Annotated in this window: 20 protein-coding genes; 12 read left to right on the forward strand and 8 right to left on the reverse strand. The window is 60.6% G+C overall.

All coding sequences use genetic code 11. From position 1 onward, the window contains the following. The first annotated feature begins 153 nt into the window (after positions 1-153). The 3 genes from J1D76_RS22035 to J1D76_RS22045 all read left to right on the forward strand — a co-directional run bounded on the left by J1D76_RS22035 (position 154) and on the right by J1D76_RS22045 (position 2669). Positions 154-1575 (forward strand): transglycosylase SLT domain-containing protein, encoded by a 1422-nt coding sequence (locus tag J1D76_RS22035; RefSeq protein WP_421140457.1) that lies wholly within the window; start codon positions 154-156, stop codon positions 1573-1575. A 103-nt stretch (positions 1576-1678) separates the two neighbouring features. Then, the gene (locus J1D76_RS22040; protein ID WP_421140458.1) at positions 1679-2113 is read left to right on the forward strand and encodes a DoxX family protein; all 435 of its coding nucleotides are present in this window, start codon (positions 1679-1681) and stop codon (positions 2111-2113) included. A gap of 247 nt (positions 2114-2360) precedes the next feature. Further along, complete coding sequence (locus tag J1D76_RS22045; RefSeq protein WP_421140459.1) at positions 2361-2669, forward strand: class I SAM-dependent methyltransferase; 309 nt, start codon at positions 2361-2363, stop codon at positions 2667-2669. Between the two features lie 3 nt (positions 2670-2672). Here the strand turns inward: J1D76_RS22045 and greB are convergent, their stop codons facing one another. From greB to J1D76_RS22060, 3 genes are read right to left on the reverse strand one after another with little or no spacing between them, the layout of a single operon-like run. Then, positions 2673-3170, reverse strand: a complete 498-nt coding sequence (greB, locus tag J1D76_RS22050; protein WP_017339816.1) for a transcription elongation factor GreB — start codon at positions 3168-3170, stop codon at positions 2673-2675. Positions 3171-3204: 34 nt separating this feature from the next. Further along, positions 3205-5709: an ABC transporter permease gene (locus J1D76_RS22055; protein WP_421140460.1), complete on the reverse strand. Its 2505-nt coding sequence runs from the start codon at positions 5707-5709 to the stop codon at positions 3205-3207. Further along, positions 5709-6392: an ABC transporter ATP-binding protein gene (locus tag J1D76_RS22060; RefSeq protein WP_421140461.1), complete on the reverse strand. Its 684-nt coding sequence runs from the start codon at positions 6390-6392 to the stop codon at positions 5709-5711. Before J1D76_RS22060 ends, J1D76_RS22055 begins: the two co-directional genes overlap by 1 nt. Positions 6393-6402: 10 nt before the next feature. Between J1D76_RS22060 and J1D76_RS22065 the strand changes: the two genes are divergently transcribed. The 3 genes from J1D76_RS22065 (at position 6403) to J1D76_RS22075 (ending at position 9163) form a co-directional block, all read left to right on the forward strand. Beyond that, a complete protein-coding gene (locus J1D76_RS22065; protein WP_421140462.1) occupies positions 6403-7008 on the forward strand; it encodes an arylesterase in 606 nt (201 codons plus the stop codon). 56 nt (positions 7009-7064) lie between these two features. Next, entirely contained in the window at positions 7065-7358 is a 294-nt protein-coding gene (locus tag J1D76_RS22070; protein WP_421140463.1) for a hypothetical protein, read from the forward strand. 830 nt (positions 7359-8188) lie between these two features. After that, positions 8189-9163, forward strand: coding sequence for a L,D-transpeptidase family protein (locus tag J1D76_RS22075; protein WP_421140464.1), 975 nt, complete (start codon positions 8189-8191; stop codon positions 9161-9163). A gap of 123 nt (positions 9164-9286) precedes the next feature. On the opposite strand, the gene oprI is transcribed toward J1D76_RS22075, so the two are convergent. Beyond that, positions 9287-9538, reverse strand: a complete 252-nt coding sequence (gene oprI, locus J1D76_RS22080; protein WP_003199355.1) for an outer membrane lipoprotei OprI — start codon at positions 9536-9538, stop codon at positions 9287-9289. 638 nt (positions 9539-10176) lie between these two features. Here oprI and J1D76_RS22085 point away from each other — a divergent pair. After that, positions 10177-10464, forward strand: a complete 288-nt coding sequence (locus J1D76_RS22085; RefSeq protein ID WP_008057026.1) for a GNAT family N-acetyltransferase — start codon at positions 10177-10179, stop codon at positions 10462-10464. Positions 10465-10533: 69 nt separating this feature from the next. Here J1D76_RS22085 and J1D76_RS22090 read toward each other — a convergent pair whose 3' ends face one another. Continuing rightward, positions 10534-11610, reverse strand: coding sequence for a 3-deoxy-7-phosphoheptulonate synthase (locus tag J1D76_RS22090; RefSeq protein WP_150717545.1), 1077 nt, complete (start codon positions 11608-11610; stop codon positions 10534-10536). Positions 11611-11797: 187 nt separating this feature from the next. Then, positions 11798-12241, reverse strand: coding sequence for a PilZ domain-containing protein (locus J1D76_RS22095; protein ID WP_421140465.1), 444 nt, complete (start codon positions 12239-12241; stop codon positions 11798-11800). Here J1D76_RS22095 and J1D76_RS22100 point away from each other — a divergent pair. The 5 genes from J1D76_RS22100 (at position 12240) to cysB (ending at position 16193) form a co-directional block, all read left to right on the forward strand. Then, positions 12240-12626 carry a thioredoxin family protein gene (locus tag J1D76_RS22100; protein WP_421140466.1) on the forward strand — a complete coding sequence of 129 codons (387 nt, stop codon included), beginning with the start codon at positions 12240-12242 and terminating at the stop codon, positions 12624-12626. The genes J1D76_RS22095 and J1D76_RS22100 overlap by 2 nt on opposite strands. After that, positions 12623-13576 (forward strand): putative 2-dehydropantoate 2-reductase, encoded by a 954-nt coding sequence (locus tag J1D76_RS22105; protein ID WP_421140467.1) that lies wholly within the window; start codon positions 12623-12625, stop codon positions 13574-13576. The genes J1D76_RS22100 and J1D76_RS22105 overlap by 4 nt, the downstream gene beginning before the upstream one ends. A gap of 25 nt (positions 13577-13601) precedes the next feature. After that, a complete protein-coding gene (locus J1D76_RS22110; RefSeq protein WP_421140468.1) occupies positions 13602-14507 on the forward strand; it encodes a 5'-nucleotidase in 906 nt (301 codons plus the stop codon). Positions 14508-14601: 94 nt separating this feature from the next. Then, the gene (locus tag J1D76_RS22115) at positions 14602-15105 is read left to right on the forward strand and encodes a universal stress protein (RefSeq protein ID WP_421140469.1); all 504 of its coding nucleotides are present in this window, start codon (positions 14602-14604) and stop codon (positions 15103-15105) included. 113 nt (positions 15106-15218) lie between these two features. Further along, complete coding sequence (cysB, locus tag J1D76_RS22120; RefSeq protein ID WP_015094029.1) at positions 15219-16193, forward strand: HTH-type transcriptional regulator CysB; 975 nt, start codon at positions 15219-15221, stop codon at positions 16191-16193. Positions 16194-16209: 16 nt separating this feature from the next. On the opposite strand, the gene J1D76_RS22125 is transcribed toward cysB, so the two are convergent. Both J1D76_RS22125 and J1D76_RS22130 read right to left on the reverse strand, forming a co-directional pair. Continuing rightward, the gene (locus J1D76_RS22125) at positions 16210-16692 is read right to left on the reverse strand and encodes a GreA/GreB family elongation factor (RefSeq protein ID WP_421140470.1); all 483 of its coding nucleotides are present in this window, start codon (positions 16690-16692) and stop codon (positions 16210-16212) included. A gap of 2 nt (positions 16693-16694) precedes the next feature. Further along, entirely contained in the window at positions 16695-17105 is a 411-nt protein-coding gene (locus J1D76_RS22130; RefSeq protein WP_421140471.1) for a hypothetical protein, read from the reverse strand. Positions 17106-17216: the final 111 nt, after the last annotated feature.

Below are 17216 nucleotides of genomic sequence, written 5' to 3' on the forward strand. Positions count from 1 at the left end.
CTGTCTCTTGAGCCGACAGACGGGCCGGGTTGGTAGTTTTGCCATCATTGTGCCAGTCTTTCGTACTTTGCCAGCGCTTAAGGCGCCCGTTTTTGTCGCTGTGCTTGATGCCGTTCGTCATGCAGTCGGCTCCCTATTCTTTCCGGAGAGTGGATGATTCGTCCCTCGGTTTTGCTCCTGCTGTGTTGTTCGCTGCTGCTGCCGGTGTCCGCAGTGGCGCGGCTGCCCGGGCCGCTGCAAGCCGTGCCGGCCAGCGAGGTGCGCGACCTGGCGGCGATCCGCAGCAGCCGCGTGTTGCGCGTGCTGGTCAACCAGAGTCGCAACAGCTCCGGCGAAGTCCAAGGGCAAGAGATCGGCGTCGAATATCACCGCTTGAAAGCGTTCGAGCAATACCTCAACGGTCACGCCCGTGACGGTCAGGAAATCACCCTCAAGATCATTCCCAAGGCCAAGGATCAACTGCTCGGCGCATTGCAGCGCGGTGAGGGCGATTTGGTGGCGCCGGGCGAGTTGCTGGATTTGCAGGCAGGGTTTGCCATCAGCACCAGCGAGCCGCTGGCCAGCAACATCCCGTTGGTCCTGGTGGGCATCAAAGGCGAGCGCCGCTACACCCGGCTTGAGCAACTGTCGGGCAAGACCCTGGCATTACCCGCCGGTAGCGCCGCCGGGGATGCCGTCAGCCAGATCAATCAAAAGCTCGCCCTGCACAAGTTGCCACCGGTCAAAATCGAGTGGGTCGACCCCAGCCTTGCCGTCGAGGACGTGCTGGAGATGGTCCAGGGCGGTATCTTTCACCTGACCATCGTCGAACAGCCGATTGCCGAACGCTGGGGCAAGATCTTGCCCAAGCTGCGTTTCGACAAGCAGGTCCACATCAGCGAGCCGGGTGAAGAGTTCTGGTTCGTGCGCCGGGATGCATCGATGCTGCGGGCCAGCATTGATCGCTTCCTCACTGTCTACAAAAAACCGTCGGATCAGGACGCCGCGTTCCTGCGCATCTATCGGCGTCTTTACCAAGTGCACTATCCCTTGGCCAAGGCAGACCGCCAGCGCCTGGAAAAACTTCGCCCGGTGCTGCAAAAGCATGCCGACGCCCAGGGCATGGACTGGCTGAACCTGGCGGCGTTGGCCTTCAAGGAATCAGCCCTGCAACCAGAGGCGCACGGTGGTGGCGGCCCGACTGGCCTGATGCAGATCACACCGTCTGCCGCGCAGCGGGTAGGGGTCAACAATATCCAGGATGTGGACGGCAATGTGCAGGCCGGGGCCAAGTACCTGGCGATGATCCGGCGCAAATTCTTTGCCAGCCCCAAGCTTAACGAACGCGAGCGCATGGCCTTCGTGCTGGCGGCCTACAACATCGGGCCGGAGCGGGTTCAGGGCATGCGTGCCGAAGCCCGGCGGCGCGGATTGAATCCCAACCAGTGGTTCTTCCAGGTCGAGCGCATTGCCATGGAGCAAGTGGGGATGGGGCCTGTCAGCTATGTTAATAGCGTGAATAAGTATTACCTGGCGTACGACCGGGAGCGCGAGTCGTTGGAGCCGCAGGGGCAAAAAGTTGCCTCGCGAAAATGATCAACTAATCTGATTGTTATGGCGGGTTTTTTGCGCTTTTAACATGCGGTTTACTGATTAATATAGCGGCCAACCCACACACACTTACAAGGAATGAAACAACATGAGCGCTCTGATCAACAAGGTACTGTTTACCCGCGCTGGCTACGGCCTGACCGTCCTGCGTGTCGTGGTCGGCATTGTGTTTGCGGCTCACGGTTCGCAGAAACTCTTCGGCGCATTCGGTGGCTACGGCCTGGCGGGAACCGCGCAATACATGGAAAGCCTCGGCCTCACGCCGGGCTATCTGATGGCGACTCTGGCCGGAGGTACCGAGTTTTTCGCTGGCCTGGCGCTGATCATCGGCCTGTTGGTTCGCCCGGCCGCAGTGGGCCTGATCTTTTTGTCACTGGTGGCGATTTTTTCGGTGCACATCAGCAATGGGCTGTTCATGGCCAACAACGGTTATGAGTTCGCCCTGGCCTTGCTCGGTGGCAGTATCGCGGTATTGATCGAAGGTGCGGGCAAGCTCTCGGCGGACCGTGTCATCGCCGGATGATCCCTCTTGCTCAACGAAAAGGCCCGCCGCGTGCGGGTTTTTTTAGTTGTGCGTGATTCTTGACACTGTCCAGTGCGCTTCTCTAGGATGTTGCGCATGCGCCGATTTAAACAGCTACTTGCGGGGCGCCAGGTGACTCAATCCGTTGCCGTCAGAAGCCGAAACAGGCTTCGAAATACCGCTAAAGCGCTGGTTCGGTGTTGCCTCTCACCTGCCATGCAGACTTTTGAGGCAGAGACACGACACAATGAATGCACTAAACCCCGTTGTACGTCCCGCGCCGATCACGGCACATCTCACCCAGCGCAATCCAAAAATCCTGCTTGGCGGTAACCATCAGCCGACGCTCTTGCGGTATCTCGATGGCTGGCCACGGCGTACCGGCGGCCCCGCAGCTTTCCTGATCCAGTTTGTCGAAGACGGTGAGTCGCTCGCCCGTTTTGCCGACGACAGTTTCGACCTGGCAGTAATCCAGTCCCCCAGCCTCGAAGACGCACCCGAAGTGATCCGGCAACTGACTCGCGTTGCCCGGCAAGGGTTGATCGCTCGTCGTTGAAACCTACGGGTATTCGATCGCCACGATATACACACATTGCTCACCGGTCGGCGTCTGGACTCGAACTTCGGCGTCCAGTGCCTTGCCGATCAGTGCGCGGGCCAACGGCGAATCGATACTGATCAGACCCAGTTTGAGGTCCAGTTCGTCCGGCCCGACAATGCGGTAGCGTGACTCTTTGCCGTCCTCGTCCTCGATGGTGACCCAGGCGCCAAAATAGACCTTGTTCGGATCGCTGGGTTTTTCGCTGACCACCTTGAGCGCTTCCAGGCGCTTGGTGAGAAAGCGCACGCGGCTGTCGATCTCGCGCAGCATCTTTTTGCCATAGGTGTATTCGGCGTTCTCCGAACGGTCACCCTGGGCCGCGGCTTCACTCACCGACTGGGTGACCTGGGGGCGACGCACATGCCACAGCTCATGAAACTCGGCGCGCATCCGTGCTTCCCCTTCAGGGGTGATCAGCGCGGTGCCGGCGGTGCGGGGAGGGCGGTAACGGCTCATGACAGCTTCTTGTGGTTGGGATGGCTTGAGTCTATCAACCCTCGCGCAGGACTGTCAGTGGGCTGGCGTTCAAGGCCCGGCGCGTGCCGAACACGCCGGCACCGCCGATCAGCACGGCGCCAATCAACGGCAACAGCAACAACCACGGGTGTGGATGCCAAGGCAGGTCGAACGCGTAGCGATAGAGCACCAGGCTCACCAGCTCCGAGCCCAGGGCCGCCAACAAACCACTGACCGCACCGAGCAAGCCGAACTCGATGCGTCGAGCCTTGACCAGCAACTGCCGTTCCGCGCCGAGTGCCCGGAGCAATGCACCCTGGCGAATGCGTTCATCCAGTGTCGCTTGCAGGCCGGAAAATAGCACCGCCATCCCCGCCGCCAACACAAACAACAACACATACTCCACCGCCAGGGTGACTTGGGCGAGGATGCTGCGCAGTTGCTCCAGCAAGGCTTCGACCTGCAGGATGGTCACCGCCGGAAAGGCGCGGGACAGGTCGACAATCTGCTGATCGTGACCCGGGGCCAGATAGAAGCTGGTCAGGTAGGTCGCCGGCAGGTCCTTCAGCGTACCGGGCTGGAAGATCATGAAGAAGTTGGGCTGGAAGTTGTCCCAGTTGATCTCCCGCAGGCTGGTGACCTTCGCCTCGCGGTTGTCCCCACCCACGCTGAACACCAGGTGATCGCCGAGCTTGAGCTTCAGGCTTTCAGCGACCTTGCCTTCGACCGACACGCCGGGAATGTCATCCGGCGTCTGTTCGTTCCACCAATTGCCGGCCGTGAGCTTGTTGCCCGCCGGCAGGTCTGCGGCCCAGGTCAGGCTCAGGTCGCGCTGGATTGCCCGGTCGCCGGCCGATTCCTTGGTGACGATCTGTTGCACCGGTTCGCCGTTGATGCTGATCAAGCGTCCCGGTACCACCGGGTAAAGTGGCGCCGATTGCGCTGACACGGCGATCAGGCGATCGGTGAAGGCCTGTTTGTCCGCGGGCAGGATGTTCAGTGCGAAGTAGTTGGGGGCGTTTTTCGGTAGCTGGTTTTGCCACGTATCCAGCAGCTCGCCACGCAGCAAGGCAATCAGTGCCATCGACAACAGGATCAAACCGAACGCCAGGGACTGGCCCGCAGCCGCCAATGGATGACGCAGCAATTGCCCCAGTCCCAGGCGCCAGGGCAGGGAGGCCCGGGCGAGCATGCGCCGCAGGCTTTTCAACAGCAGCAACAACAAGCCGCCCAGCACCAACGCTGCGATCACGCCGCCGCCGAGCAGGGCAAACGTCAGCACCAGATCCAGGCTCAGGCGCCACATGATCAGGCCGAGGGCGCCCAGCGCTGCGCCGTAGACCAACCAGGTGCTGGACGGAATCGGCAGCATGTCCCGGCGCAGGACTCGCAACGGAGGTACCCGGCCCAGCGCCGCCAGTGGCGGCAAGGCGAAACCGGCCAGCGCCACCAGCCCGGTGCCCATCCCGGCGACGGCCGGAAGCAGCCCGCCCGCAGGTACGTCGGTCGGCAGCAGGTCATGCAGCAGGGCGAACAATCCCAGTTGGGCAATCCAGCCGAGGAGGGCGCCGCTGAGGCTGGCCAACAAACCGAGCACGGCCAGTTGCAGGCTGAACAACACCAGGGTTTCCCGGCGCGACAGGCCGAGGCAGCGTAGCAAGGCACTGGCATCGAAGCGGCGGGTGGCGAAGCGAGTCGCCGACAATGCCACCGCCACACCAGACAGCAACACTGCCACCAGGCTGGCCATGTTCAGGTAGCGTTCGGCCTTGCCGAGGGCGCCACCGATCTGTCGATTGCCGTCACGGGCGTCCTGCAAGCGCTGGTTGGCAGCGAGTGTCGGTGTGACCTGTTGCCGATAAGTCTCCAGTGCCTGGGCATTGCCGCGCCAGAGTTCGCGATAGCTGACCCGGCTGCCGGGTTGCACCACGCCGGTCGCCGTGAGGTCGCCGAGGTTGATCAGCACCCGCGGCGTCAGGCTGTAGAAGTTGCCGGCGCGGTCGGGCTCGTAGGTCAGCACCCGCGCCAGTTTCAGGGTTTTCAGGCCGACATCGATGCTGTCGCCGATCTTCAGGTCCAGTGCCGTCAACAGCCGGGCCTCGACCCAGGCTTCACCGGGTTTTGGTCCTCCACCGGGCGCCTCCACGGCGAAGGGCGCGGGGGCGCTTTTCAGCTCCCCACGCAGCGGATAGGCGTGATCGGCGGCCTTGATGCTGGACAGCTGGATGCCGTTATCGGTGGCGATGACGCTGGAAAACTCCACCACCTGTGCGTGTTCCAACCCCAGGTCGGTACCGCTTTTAATCTGCTCGGGACGTGCCGGGGAACTGCCTTCGAGCAGCAGGTCGGCACCGAGGAATTCGGTGGCGCGCAGCATCATGGCGCCGTTGAGGCGGGCGCCGAAATAGCCGATGGCGGTGCTCGCGGCCACGGCCACCAGCAAGGCAAAAAACAGCACGCGCAGCTCGCCCGCGCGGGCGTCGCGCAGCAATTGGCGGATGGCGAGGCTGAACAGGCGCAACAGCGGCAAGCGTGCCATCAAGGCTCCAGAGGGGCGACCAGCAGGCCGGCTTCAAGTCGGATCAGGCGCCGGCAGCGATGGGCCAGGCGTTCATCGTGAGTCACCAACACCAGGGTCGTACCGCGTTCCTGGTTGAGTTCGAACAGCAAATCGCTGATGCGCTCGCCGGTGTGACTGTCGAGGTTGCCGGTGGGTTCGTCGGCAAACAACACATCGGGTTCGGCGGCAAACGCTCGGGCAATCGCCACCCGTTGTTGTTCGCCGCCGGAGAGCTGGCGCGGCGAGTGGGTCAGGCGTTGGCCGAGACCTACGCGTTGCAGGAGTTCGGTGGCGCGTTCGCGGGCGTCTTTGCGGCCATCGAGTTCCAGCGGCAGCATGACGTTTTCCAGCGCGTTGAGGCTGTCGAGCAACTGAAACGACTGGAACACAAAACCCACGTGCTCGGCGCGGATGCGTGCGCGCTGGTCTTCATCGAGGTTGCTCAGGGCTTGTCCGGCGAGGGTGACTTCGCCGCTGCTCGGCAAATCGAGGCCGGCGAGCAGCCCCAGCAGCGTGGACTTGCCTGAACCGGACGCACCGACGATGGCCAGGCTGTCGCCCTTGTTCAGTTCAAGGCTGAGTTCGTGCAGGATGGTCAGTTCACCTTCCGCGCTGGGGACCACTTTGCTAAGGTCTTTGGCGATGAGAATGCTTGCGCCCATGGAGAGTCCGATGCGTGTCTGGTTTTTGAGTGCTGGCCTGGCCTTGATGTGCATGGCCCAAAACGCAGCGGCGGGTACAGTCCTGATCGTTGGCGATAGTATCAGCGCCGGTTTCGGGCTGGATACCCGGGTGGGATGGGTATCGCTGCTTGAGCAGCGGCTCAAGCGTGAAGGTTTCGACGATAAAGTCATCAATGCCTCCATCAGCGGCGACACCAGTGCGGGAGGCCAGGCACGCCTGCCGGCGCTGCTTGCAGAGCATAAGCCTGAACTGGTGGTTCTCGAGTTGGGCGGCAATGACGGCCTGCGGGGTTTGTTGCCCACTCAATTGCAACAAAACCTTGCGGCGATGATCGACAGCTCCCGCGCGAGTGGTGCCAAGGTGTTGTTGCTCGGCATGCAATTGCCACCTAATTACGGGGCGCGTTACACCAAGGCGTTCGCAGATGTGTATAGCCACCTGGCGGTTGAGAAAAAGATCCCGCTGGTGCCGTTTTTCCTCGATGGCGTGGGCGGCCATCCGGACTTGATGCAGGCCGACGGCATACACCCGGCGGCCGGGGCCCAGGACAAGTTGCTGGAAAATGTCTGGCCTACGCTAAAACCGCTGTTATGACGCTTTTCTAGGCGCGGGCTTTCGGCTAAGGTGGCGCCCCCGATTTGGAGCCCCCGATGCCGCGTCCCGCCTGGTCACTCTTTGCCTATCAACTGATCGAGCCTGACGAACAGCTGGATCTGTTCGCCTGCCAGGAAGTGCGGGTGCACCTGGTGACCCGTCAGCTGGAGTTGGGCTGCTCGGCGGACCGGACCTTGTGCGGCAGCCTGTTGCCGGCTTCGCCGCGTTGGTCGAGTGTTGATCGGCGGGTGTTCCAGGATCAGCGGCTGTGTTCGTTGTGTCGGGCGATTCTGGAGTCGCAGAAGCGGGGGACTTCGCCGATCTGGCCCGAGTTGCGGTTTGAGCTTTGAGCTTTTTGGTGCTAGGCGGCCTGACAGCCGACCTGGCTTTGGGTTGATTGAGTACATATCCGTTTTTGCGGTAACGACGGCTTATGGTTCCGCTCTTACAGCGGGTCACTTTTGGCAAACGCCCCAAAAGTAACCAAAAGGTCTCGCCCCGAGCGTCCGGCCCCTCGCTGGGGCTCGGCGTTCCTTCGCTCCGGTATTCATCCGAGGGCATTGCCCTCCGGTCGGCTTCGCTTCGACCTCCATGCAATGTGTTCGACTGCGTCGAACGGCGCTGCGCGCCAATCCCCGGATGAACACCTGCGCTCAGCCTTCCGAGGGGGCGGGTGGATCAAGATCAAGGGCGGCAGGCGAGCTAACGCTCGGCCTGATGAGTGGTTAAAAGCGAAGGCGTGCGCCGTTTTGCCTTTGCTCTTCTGTAGGAGCGAGCCTGCTCGCGAAGGCGGCCTGTCGGCCGACCTGGCTTTTGCGGATGCCTCCAATCCCTGTAGGAGCTGGCTTGCCAGCGAAGGCGATCTGTCAGCCCACATCAATGCCGGGCGTGCTGACCTCTTCGCTGGCAAGCCAGCTCCTACAGGTTTTGTGGCGTTCGAATAATTTGAGTGTGGCGTAAGTACTGTGGGAGCTGGCTTGCCAGCAAAGTTGGCCTGCTGCTCAATATCAATATTGGAAGTGCCGACCTCTTCGCTGGCAAACCCGCTCCTCCACGGGCTCAAGGAAAGTCGTAAGATTGCCTTGCATCGCCTGCAATCGGGCCAACTCCCCGAAATAACGGGCAGCGGTGTACAATCGCGTTCTTATACCCTCAGTTGACCCTGCGAAGGATTTTCCGGATGTTGCCGCGCTTTCCCGCCGTCACCCGCTGCCTGACTCTTGCCGCCCTTTTTGTGGCTGGCCCCGCTGCAGCATTGGAGTTTCCCCTGCCACCACCCGGTGAAGACATCATCGGCCAGGTGCAGGTGATCAAGGCCAAGTACGAAGATACCTTCGCCGACCTTGGCACCGCCTACGATCTGGGCTACACGGAAATGGTCGCGGCCAACCCTGGCGTCGATGCCTGGTTGCCGGGCGCCGGCACGGAAATCATCCTGCCGACCCGCTTCATCCTGCCACCGGGCCCACGTGAAGGCATCGTGATCAACCTGGCCGAATACCGCCTCTACTACTACCCGAAAGGCAAGAACGTGGTGTACACGTTCCCGCTGGGTATCGGTCGTGAGGGCTGGGGTTCGCCGATTGCCCACACCACCATCACCGCCAAGACGCCGAACCCGACCTGGACGCCTCCGGCGTCGATCAAGGCCGAGCACGCAGCAGACGGTGATCCGCTGCCGAACGTCGTGCCGGCTGGCCCGGACAACCCACTGGGGCCGTTCAAGTTCTCTCTCGGTACGCCGGGCTACCTGATTCACGGTTCGAACAAGAAGTTCGGTATCGGCATGCGCACCAGCCACGGTTGCTTCCGCATGTTCAACAACAACGTGCTGGAAATGGCCGGCATGGTGCCGGTCGGTACGTCGGTGCGCATCATCAACGATCCGTACAAGTTCGGCATGAGCGGCGGCAAGGTCTATCTGGAGGCGCACACGCCATTGGATGACAAGGGCAACCCGTCGGTGGTCGACAAGCACACCGCGGTCATCAATGCGATGCTCAAGCGTGAAGACATCACCAACAACCTGCGCATGAACTGGGATGTCGTACGCGATGTTGTTGCGGCCGAAGACGGCCTGCCGGTAGAAATTGCCGTGCCGAGCAATGGCACCGCACCGATGGTGACGAGCACGCCAATCGATCCAATGCAGTAAGGCTTGTAAAGAGCCCGTCGGCGCCGACTGCGTCGACGGGTTTTTTACTGCCTGGAGAAACATCAGGCAATAAAAAAGCCGACCCAAAAAATGGGTCGGCTTGATAACAATCCCGAAGGACTATTACTTGCGGCTAGCTTTGTCCAGCATGCGCAGAGCACGCTCGTTAGCTTCGTCAGCAGTCTGTTGTGCTTTTTGAGCAGCAGCCAGAGCTTCATCAGCTTTACGGTAAGCTTCGTCTGCACGAGCCTGGGAGCGAGCAGCTGCGTCTTCAGTAGCGGTCAGACGTGCTTCGGTTTCTTTCGATGCGCTGCTGCAACCGGTAGCCAGAACTGCGGCCAGAGCCAGAGCAGAGAATTTCAGAACGTTGTTCATCGTGTTCCCCTTCAAGGACTTTCTATTAAGTAGCTATCTCCTCCGATTGAGGAAATAGCCGGCGTACATACTACCCATTACTTGTAGTAAGTAAAACTGACGTGAAGCAAGAAGCATAAAAAATTGTAGGCGTTGATTCTTTTTCGAGCAACTTTTAACTGAGCTGTTTAAAAATCATCCAGCTGCAAGGCCCGTGGCTGAGCGAGCCAGCGAAAAAAGTTCCTGCACCCCAGCGCTCTTTTTCCCCGTCTACCTAAAGTCCGCCTATATGGATTCGTCTACACTTTTGTTCGGCTTTTGCGCAGTGCCTCTCAATATCTTTCTCGATGTTCAGGTGACTTTAACAAAGGGCGCTCGTCTTAAGTCTCAACATCCGGCAATGTTCAGGCTATCGAGCCGCAGTGACTGCGATCGAGCCATTCCTGCGTGACCCGGAGCAGCACCCGCCTACCCGCATGATGACGAGCGCACCTTGAGCATTTCTGCTATTGGTGCCTACTATTTGTACGTGCTCGGTAGCACGAGATCGGTGCAGCTCTTCTCGGTGTCCATTCAGGCACGGGGTGGCGTAGATGTTCCTTCGCCGGAAAAACATCGGTAAGGTAGGGGTCAGAATTCCAGACCCGCGAGGAGTAGTGATGAGCGAGGCGTTGTCCATCCACCATGACCAGGCTGGTCATCAGTTCGAGACCAATGTGGACGGTCATCGTGCCTATCTGACCTATATGGATCTGGGGAAACAGACCCTGGATATTTATCGTACCTTCGTGCCCAACGCATTGCGTGGTCGCGGTATTGCGGCAGCCTTGACGGAGAAGGCGCTGGAGTACGCTGAAGAGATGGGCTACACGGTCATTCCATCGTGCTCCTACGTCGAGCGCTACATGGAGCGCCACCAGCGGCATGCAGCCAAGCTGAGTCAGTGACGTTCCACAAAACGAATGCATAAAAAAACGCCGGGTTTAGCCCGGCGTTTTTTTGTACCGCAAAAGCGATCAGCTGCGATCGCGTTTCGGCAGGACGTCCTTGAGCTTGGCGTGCATGCTGCGCAGCGTGTTCTCTGTCGCGGTCCAGTCGATGCAGGCATCGGTGATCGACACGCCGTATTGCAGGTCGGCGAGGTCTTTCGGGATGGCCTGGGCGCCCCAGTTCAAATGACTCTCGACCATCAGGCCGATGATCGACTGGTTGCCTTCGAGGATCTGGTTGGCGACGTTCTCCATCACCAGCGGTTGCAGGGCCGGGTCCTTGTTGGAGTTGGCGTGGCTGCAATCGACCATGATGTTCGGCTTGATTTTCGCCTTGTTCAGGGCCTGCTCGCAGAGCGCAACGCTGACCGAATCGTAGTTCGGCTTGCCGTTGCCACCGCGCAGCACCACGTGGCCGTAGGCATTGCCCTTGGTGGTCACGATCGACACGCCACCTTCCTGGTTGATGCCCAGGAAGCGGTGCGGGCTGGAAACCGACTGCAGGGCGTTGATCGCCACGGTCAGGCCGCCATCGGTGCCGTTCTTGAAGCCGACGGCCGAGGACAGGCCGGAGGCCATTTCACGGTGAGTCTGGGATTCGGTGGTGCGCGCGCCGATGGCCGACCAGCTGATCAGGTCCTGCAGGTACTGCGGGGAGATCGGGTCGAGCGCTTCGGTGGCGGTCGGCAGGCCTTTTTCGGCCAGGTCCAGCAGCAACTGGCGGCCGATGTGCAAACCGTCCTGGATCTTGAACGAGTCGTCCAGGTACGGATCGTTGATCAGGCCTTTCCAGCCAACGGTGGTGCGCGGCTTCTCGAAGTACACGCGCATGACCAGATACAGGGTATCGGACACTTCGGCGGCGAGTGCCTTGAGGCGATCGGCGTACTCGTGGGCAGCCTTGATGTCGTGGATCGAGCAAGGCCCGATGACGACGAACAGCCGGTGATCGGTGCCATCCAGAATGTTGCGAATGACTTCGCGGCCCTTGGTGACGGTGCGCAGTGCGGCGTCGCTCAGGGGAATATCGCGCTTGAGCTGATCGGGAGTGATCAGGGTCTCGTTGGAGGCGACGTTTAGGTCGTTGATCGGTAAATCAGCCATCGTTTACTCGTCAGGTCACGGGTGCCGGCCGCCAGCGAACCCGCGCGGCGGAGCACAGCAAATTAAGCGCGTCGGGGAGCCGAACCTTAGCGCGTTACACCGTGGCTCGACAATGGGCAGACGCCGGTTTGGTGGGCTTTCGCAGTCAGTTTCCCTGCCCTGAGGGGCAAACCGATCAACAATGCGCCTATTCCAGCACCGGTTGCGCAAACGCCTTTCGCACCGATTCGTGGGAGAACTCGTCGGCATGTTCCTGGACCCATTCGAGGGCCCGGGCCTGGATGTCCTGCAAATCGTCATGGGGGTCATGCAGGCGGCAGTAGCGTTCGATCTGGCAAACCTGTTCGCCCATTCGCGCACTGAACAGCGTTTGTTCGTCGACGAAGGCAATGCCCACCAGATAACCGCGCTTGCGCCGAAGGCACCAGGCGACATAGCCCAGGTAGCGCATGTCCGGGTTCACGGTCGGCATGCGCACCTCCAGCGCCGTACCATGGCGCCACGCGCGGTGATAATTGCAAGCCATGCCCCCGAGACTGATAGTGTGCAATTGCCGTCGCGAAATACACTCAGGTTTCAGCAACGTTAGTTCGACAGGCACTTCGTCAGGGTGAGGAATAAATCGTCCCATGAACACAGACTCCATGTGTCGGCCATCTGACATTGTTTCCCCCAGTATAGTGGTCGAATTGGAACTGACCGATTTTGACGTCGACCAGCGGCTGCTGGCGATGAACGGGGTTTCGCTGGTTATTTTCACCAGTGTCGGCTGTTCCAGCTGCCGTTTTGCCCGCGAGCTGCTACCGACCCTCAAGCTGGCCGTCGACCGACTGTGCTGGATCGATGCCGGCAACAATGGCGGGGTGGTCGAGCGTTATCAGGTCTTTCACTTGCCGGCGCTGTTTGTGGTGCGCGACGGCGAATTCTTTGGGGCATTGAAATCGCGCCTGACCGATACCGAACTCAATCGGGCGGTGCGCCAGGCGCTGAGTCGAACAGCAGAGGAGTTGCCATGATGGGGACAGTTGCCAGGCCGACGATCGGCATTATCGGGACCGGCGCAATCGGTGGTTTCTACGGGGTCATGCTGGCGCGTGCCGGTTTTGATGTGCATTTTCTGCTGCGTAGCGAGTTTGCCGCGGTGGCCGAGCACGGCTTGCAAGTCGACAGCGCGCCCCACGGCGCGCTGAAATTGAACCCGGTGCAGGCTTATTCCAGCGCTGAAGACATGCCCAAGTGCGACTGGCTGCTGGTGGGCGCGAAAACCACCAGCAACGCCGACCTGGCACCCGCCATCCTGCAGGCGGCCGCACCGAACGCCAAGGTATTGCTGTTGCAAAATGGCCTGGACGTCGAGGACAGCCTGCGCGCGTTGCTCCCCGATTCACTGCATGTACTTGGCGGGCTGTGCTACATCTGCGTCCATCGCGAAGCACCGGGCGTCATCACCCACCAGGCGCTGGGGGCGGTGCATGTGGGCTACCACAGCGGTCTCGCCGAGGGGCCGGCACGCACGGCAATCGTCGAGGAAGGTGTCAGCCTGTTCCGCAGCGCCGGCCTCGATTCCCAGGCCATGGCGAACCTGCATCAGGCACGTTGGCAGAAACTGGTCTGGAATATTCCTTACAACGGTCTCTCGGTTTTGCTCGAGGCGAGCACCACGCCGTTGATGGGCGATGCCGACAGCCGTGAACTGATCAAGGCGCTGATGGCCGAAGTGGTGCAGGGAGCAATCGCCTGCGGGCATGACGTGCCGGCGGGGTACGCCGAGCATTTGTTCAACGTGACCGAAAAAATGCCCGACTACTGGCCGAGCATGTACCACGATTTCCTGCATAAACGGCCGCTGGAACTGGCAGCGATTTACGCCCGGCCACTGGCAGCAGCCAAAGCGGCGGGATGTGAGATGCCGCGAATCGAGGCCTTGTATCAAAGCTTGAGTTTCATTGATCGACGCCACACCTGAGTCGATCGACCTGAGGGGGAAGGGCATGCCAAAGGCAATTGACGACAAGCTGGTGCTGGCGATTTCTTCGCGGGCGCTGTTCGACCTGAGCGAAAGCCACAAGGTGTACCTGGCGAGCGGCGTCGAGGCGTACCGGCAGTACCAGATCGAACACGAAGACGAAATCCTCGAGCCGGGCGACGCCTTTCCCTTGGTGCAGAAACTCCTGAACCTCAACGCCAGCCTCGGCCGCGCTCGGGTCGAGGTGATCCTGGTGTCGCGCAACAGCGCCGACACCGGGTTGCGTGTGTTCAATTCGATTGACCATTATGGGCTGGCGATTTCCCGTGCGGCGTTTGTCGGAGGGCGCAGTCCATATCCCTACCTCAAGGCCTTCGGCTGCGACCTTTTTCTGTCGACCCATGCCGAAGACGTGCGCAATGCGCTGGACGCCGGGTTCGCGGCCGCCACCATTCTGTCGGGCGGTGCCAGCCGCGCCGCCAGCGACGAACTGCGCATTGCCTTCGACGGCGACGCGGTGCTGTTTTCCGATGAGTCGGAGCGCGTGTATCAGGCCGGTGGTCTGGAAGCGTTCCAGGCCAGTGAGCGCGAGGCGGCCCGCGAGCCATTGCGCGGTGGGCCGTTCAAAGGGTTTCTGGCGGCCCTCAACCTGTTGCAGCGTGAGTTCCCGGACGACGCCTGCCCGATACGGACCGCGCTGGTCACGGCGCGCTCGGCACCGGCCCATGAGCGGGTGATTCGCACCTTGCGCGAATGGGACATCCGTCTGGACGAGTCGCTGTTCCTCGGTGGCTTGACCAAATCGGCCTTTCTCGAAGCTTTCGCGGCCGACGTGTTTTTCGACGATCAGGCCGGTCATTGCGAATTGGCCCGTGAAGTCGTCGCCACCGGTCACGTCCCCCACGGCATAAGCAACGAGCAAAAGGTTTAAGCCTACCGTTCAATGCGTTGCGCCAGGCGTCGCAGTCGCCAAGGCACTGCTAAGCTGAATCAAATCTCCGCCCTGTTGGCATCGAGGAGGTCCCATGATTCGCTCAATGCTGTATGCCACTGATCTCGGCCTGTACGCGCCCGTGGTGATGCAGCATGCCCTGGAACTGGCCCGCACCTTCAATGCCGATTTGTACGTCGTGCACGCGGTTGAACCCATGGGGCTGTTTGCCGAATCGGTGCTGCAAAGTTATCTCGACGAGCAGGCGCTGGACGAGTTTCACAGCCAGGGCCTGAATACCGTCATCGCCAGTATCGAGCAGCGGGTACTGGACAGTTTCCGAGAAGAACTGGGGGAGGAAGGGGAGCACGACCTGGCGCGGATCCAGGCCGTACGGGTGCTGCAAGGCGATCCGTCGCAGGTGATTCTGGACCAGGCGCAGAAACTCTCCGTGGATTTGTTGATCGTAGGTAGTCACAGCCACGGAGCCGGTGCGGAGACGCCTTTGGGCCGCACCGCAGCGCGTGTGCTGCAGTTGGCCACGGTGCCGGTCTATCTGGTACCGCTGATGCAACGTCGTCGTCAAGGGGATCGCTAGAACACGAATAGTGGCAATCTGATAAAAAAGTTCTAGATTTATTCTTCATGCCATTAATATAGTTATATATCGTCGCTGATGCCCGTGGCGTCTACCTGCTTTGAGGGATTCATATGAAGCTTCAACAACTGCGCTACATCTGGGAAGTGGCGCACCACGACCTCAACGTTTCGGCTACAGCCCAAAGTCTTTATACCTCCCAACCCGGCATCAGCAAACAGATCCGTCTGCTGGAAGACGAACTGGGCGTCGAGGTTTTTGCCCGCAGCGGCAAGCACCTGACGCGTGTCACACCGGCCGGTGAACGCATTATCACCACCGCTGGCGAGATTCTGCGCAAGGTCGAAAGCATCAAGCAGATCGCCCAGGAATTCTCCAACGAGAAGAAAGGCACCCTGTCGATTGCCACCACTCACACCCAGGCGCGTTATGCGTTGCCGCCGGTGATCAGCAATTTCATCAAGCAATACCCGGATGTTGCCCTGCACATGCACCAGGGTTCGCCGATGCAAATCGCCGAAATGGCCGCGGACGGCACCGTCGATTTCGCCATCGCCACCGAAGCGCTGGAACTGTTCGGCGACCTGGTGATGATGCCGTGCTACCGCTGGAACCGCTGCGTGGTCGTGCCCCAGGGCCATCCGCTGACCAAACTGTCGAAGCTGACCCTCGAAGCGCTGGCCGAATACCCGATCGTGACCTATGTGTTCGGTTTTACCGGTCGTTCGAAACTCGACGAAGCCTTCAGCCATCGCGGCCTGACGCCGAAAGTGGTGTTCACCGCCGCCGACGCCGACGTGATCAAGACTTATGTGCGCCTGGGCCTGGGCGTGGGCATCGTGGCGAAAATGGCCGTCGATACCAAACTTGACAGCGACCTGGTGGTGCTCGATGCGAGCGAGTTGTTCGAGTCAAGCGTGACCAAGATCGGCTTCCGCCGCGGTACCTTCCTGCGGGGGTTCATGTGCGACTTCATCGAGAAGTTCGCGCCGCACCTGACCCGCGAAGTCATGGCCAAGGCCATTCAGTGCCACAACAAGCAGGAACTCGAAGAGTTGTTCGAGGGCGTCGAACTGCCCGTCCACTGATAGCGCTTGCTGCCGCTCAGATCACCTCGGTGACAGCGAACTGTTGCCGAGTGCCCGCCACCAGAATCTCCACCTCATCGCCCTCGAACTTGCCCAGCAGGCTTTTGCCCAGCGGTGAACGCGGGGTGATGACGGTAATCAGTTGCCCCACGAGATCGACCTTCAATCCGGCGGCATCGGGGGCGAGGAACAGCCATTGTTCGCGGCCCTTTTCGTCCTCCAGCCCAAGCAGCGCGCCCACTTCGATGCCCCGCTGATCGTCATACGCACGCAAGGCGAGGTTTTGGCACAGGGCCAGTGACTGGCGAATTTCCTCGACCCGCTTGGCTTGTCCGGCCGCGAGGTAGGACGCCTCCAGCCCGAGGGTGTCGTACTTGTTCTCGGCGATGTTTTCTTCGTGGGTCGCCGTTTCGTAAGCGGTTTGCGCGGCGCGCTCGGCGATATCGAGATCGATCCGCAGCTTGTCGAGAATCAGTTGGTGAACGGTGTGCTTATTCATGATCAATCACAGAATTGCAGGACATTGGCGCGGCTTTTTTCGCTGGGGGCTGTCCGGTCCTGTTGTAGCCAGAATTGACAGTTCGGATTGGACAGGTTGCGATTGCTGCTGCGCGCCTGGTCGAGCCGTTGTGCTTGTTCGTTCTTGCGCAGGTTCTCTTCGTACTGCTCGAACAGCGGGCTCTGTGGTGGAATGTTTGGTATCGGTTGTGCCGCCTCGGGTGGCTTGGCCAGTTGTTCCACCGCCGCAGCGACCGGGGCCAGTTGCTCGCTGAACAGCAGGCGCGAGGCGAGCCAGCAGGTCAGCACGATGGCCAGGAAGCCCAGCCACAGGCCGAGGGCGATGCTGCCGGTCAGTTGCAGGGCGTTGAGGCTGATGGGGAAGGAGCGGCGTGGCGTGGGGCGGTGGGGCATGTTGCCTCCTGGCGAAAGGTCACGGGCGAGTGGCGATTGTCGCATGAAGAATAATCGCCGTCGGCTCTTCTGCACGGGGTAATTTATGCGGACAATCGGCGGCTTTGCCAA

The organism is Pseudomonas sp. NFX15 (genome assembly GCF_049132105.1).
GTDB lineage: Bacteria > Pseudomonadota > Gammaproteobacteria > Pseudomonadales > Pseudomonadaceae > Aquipseudomonas.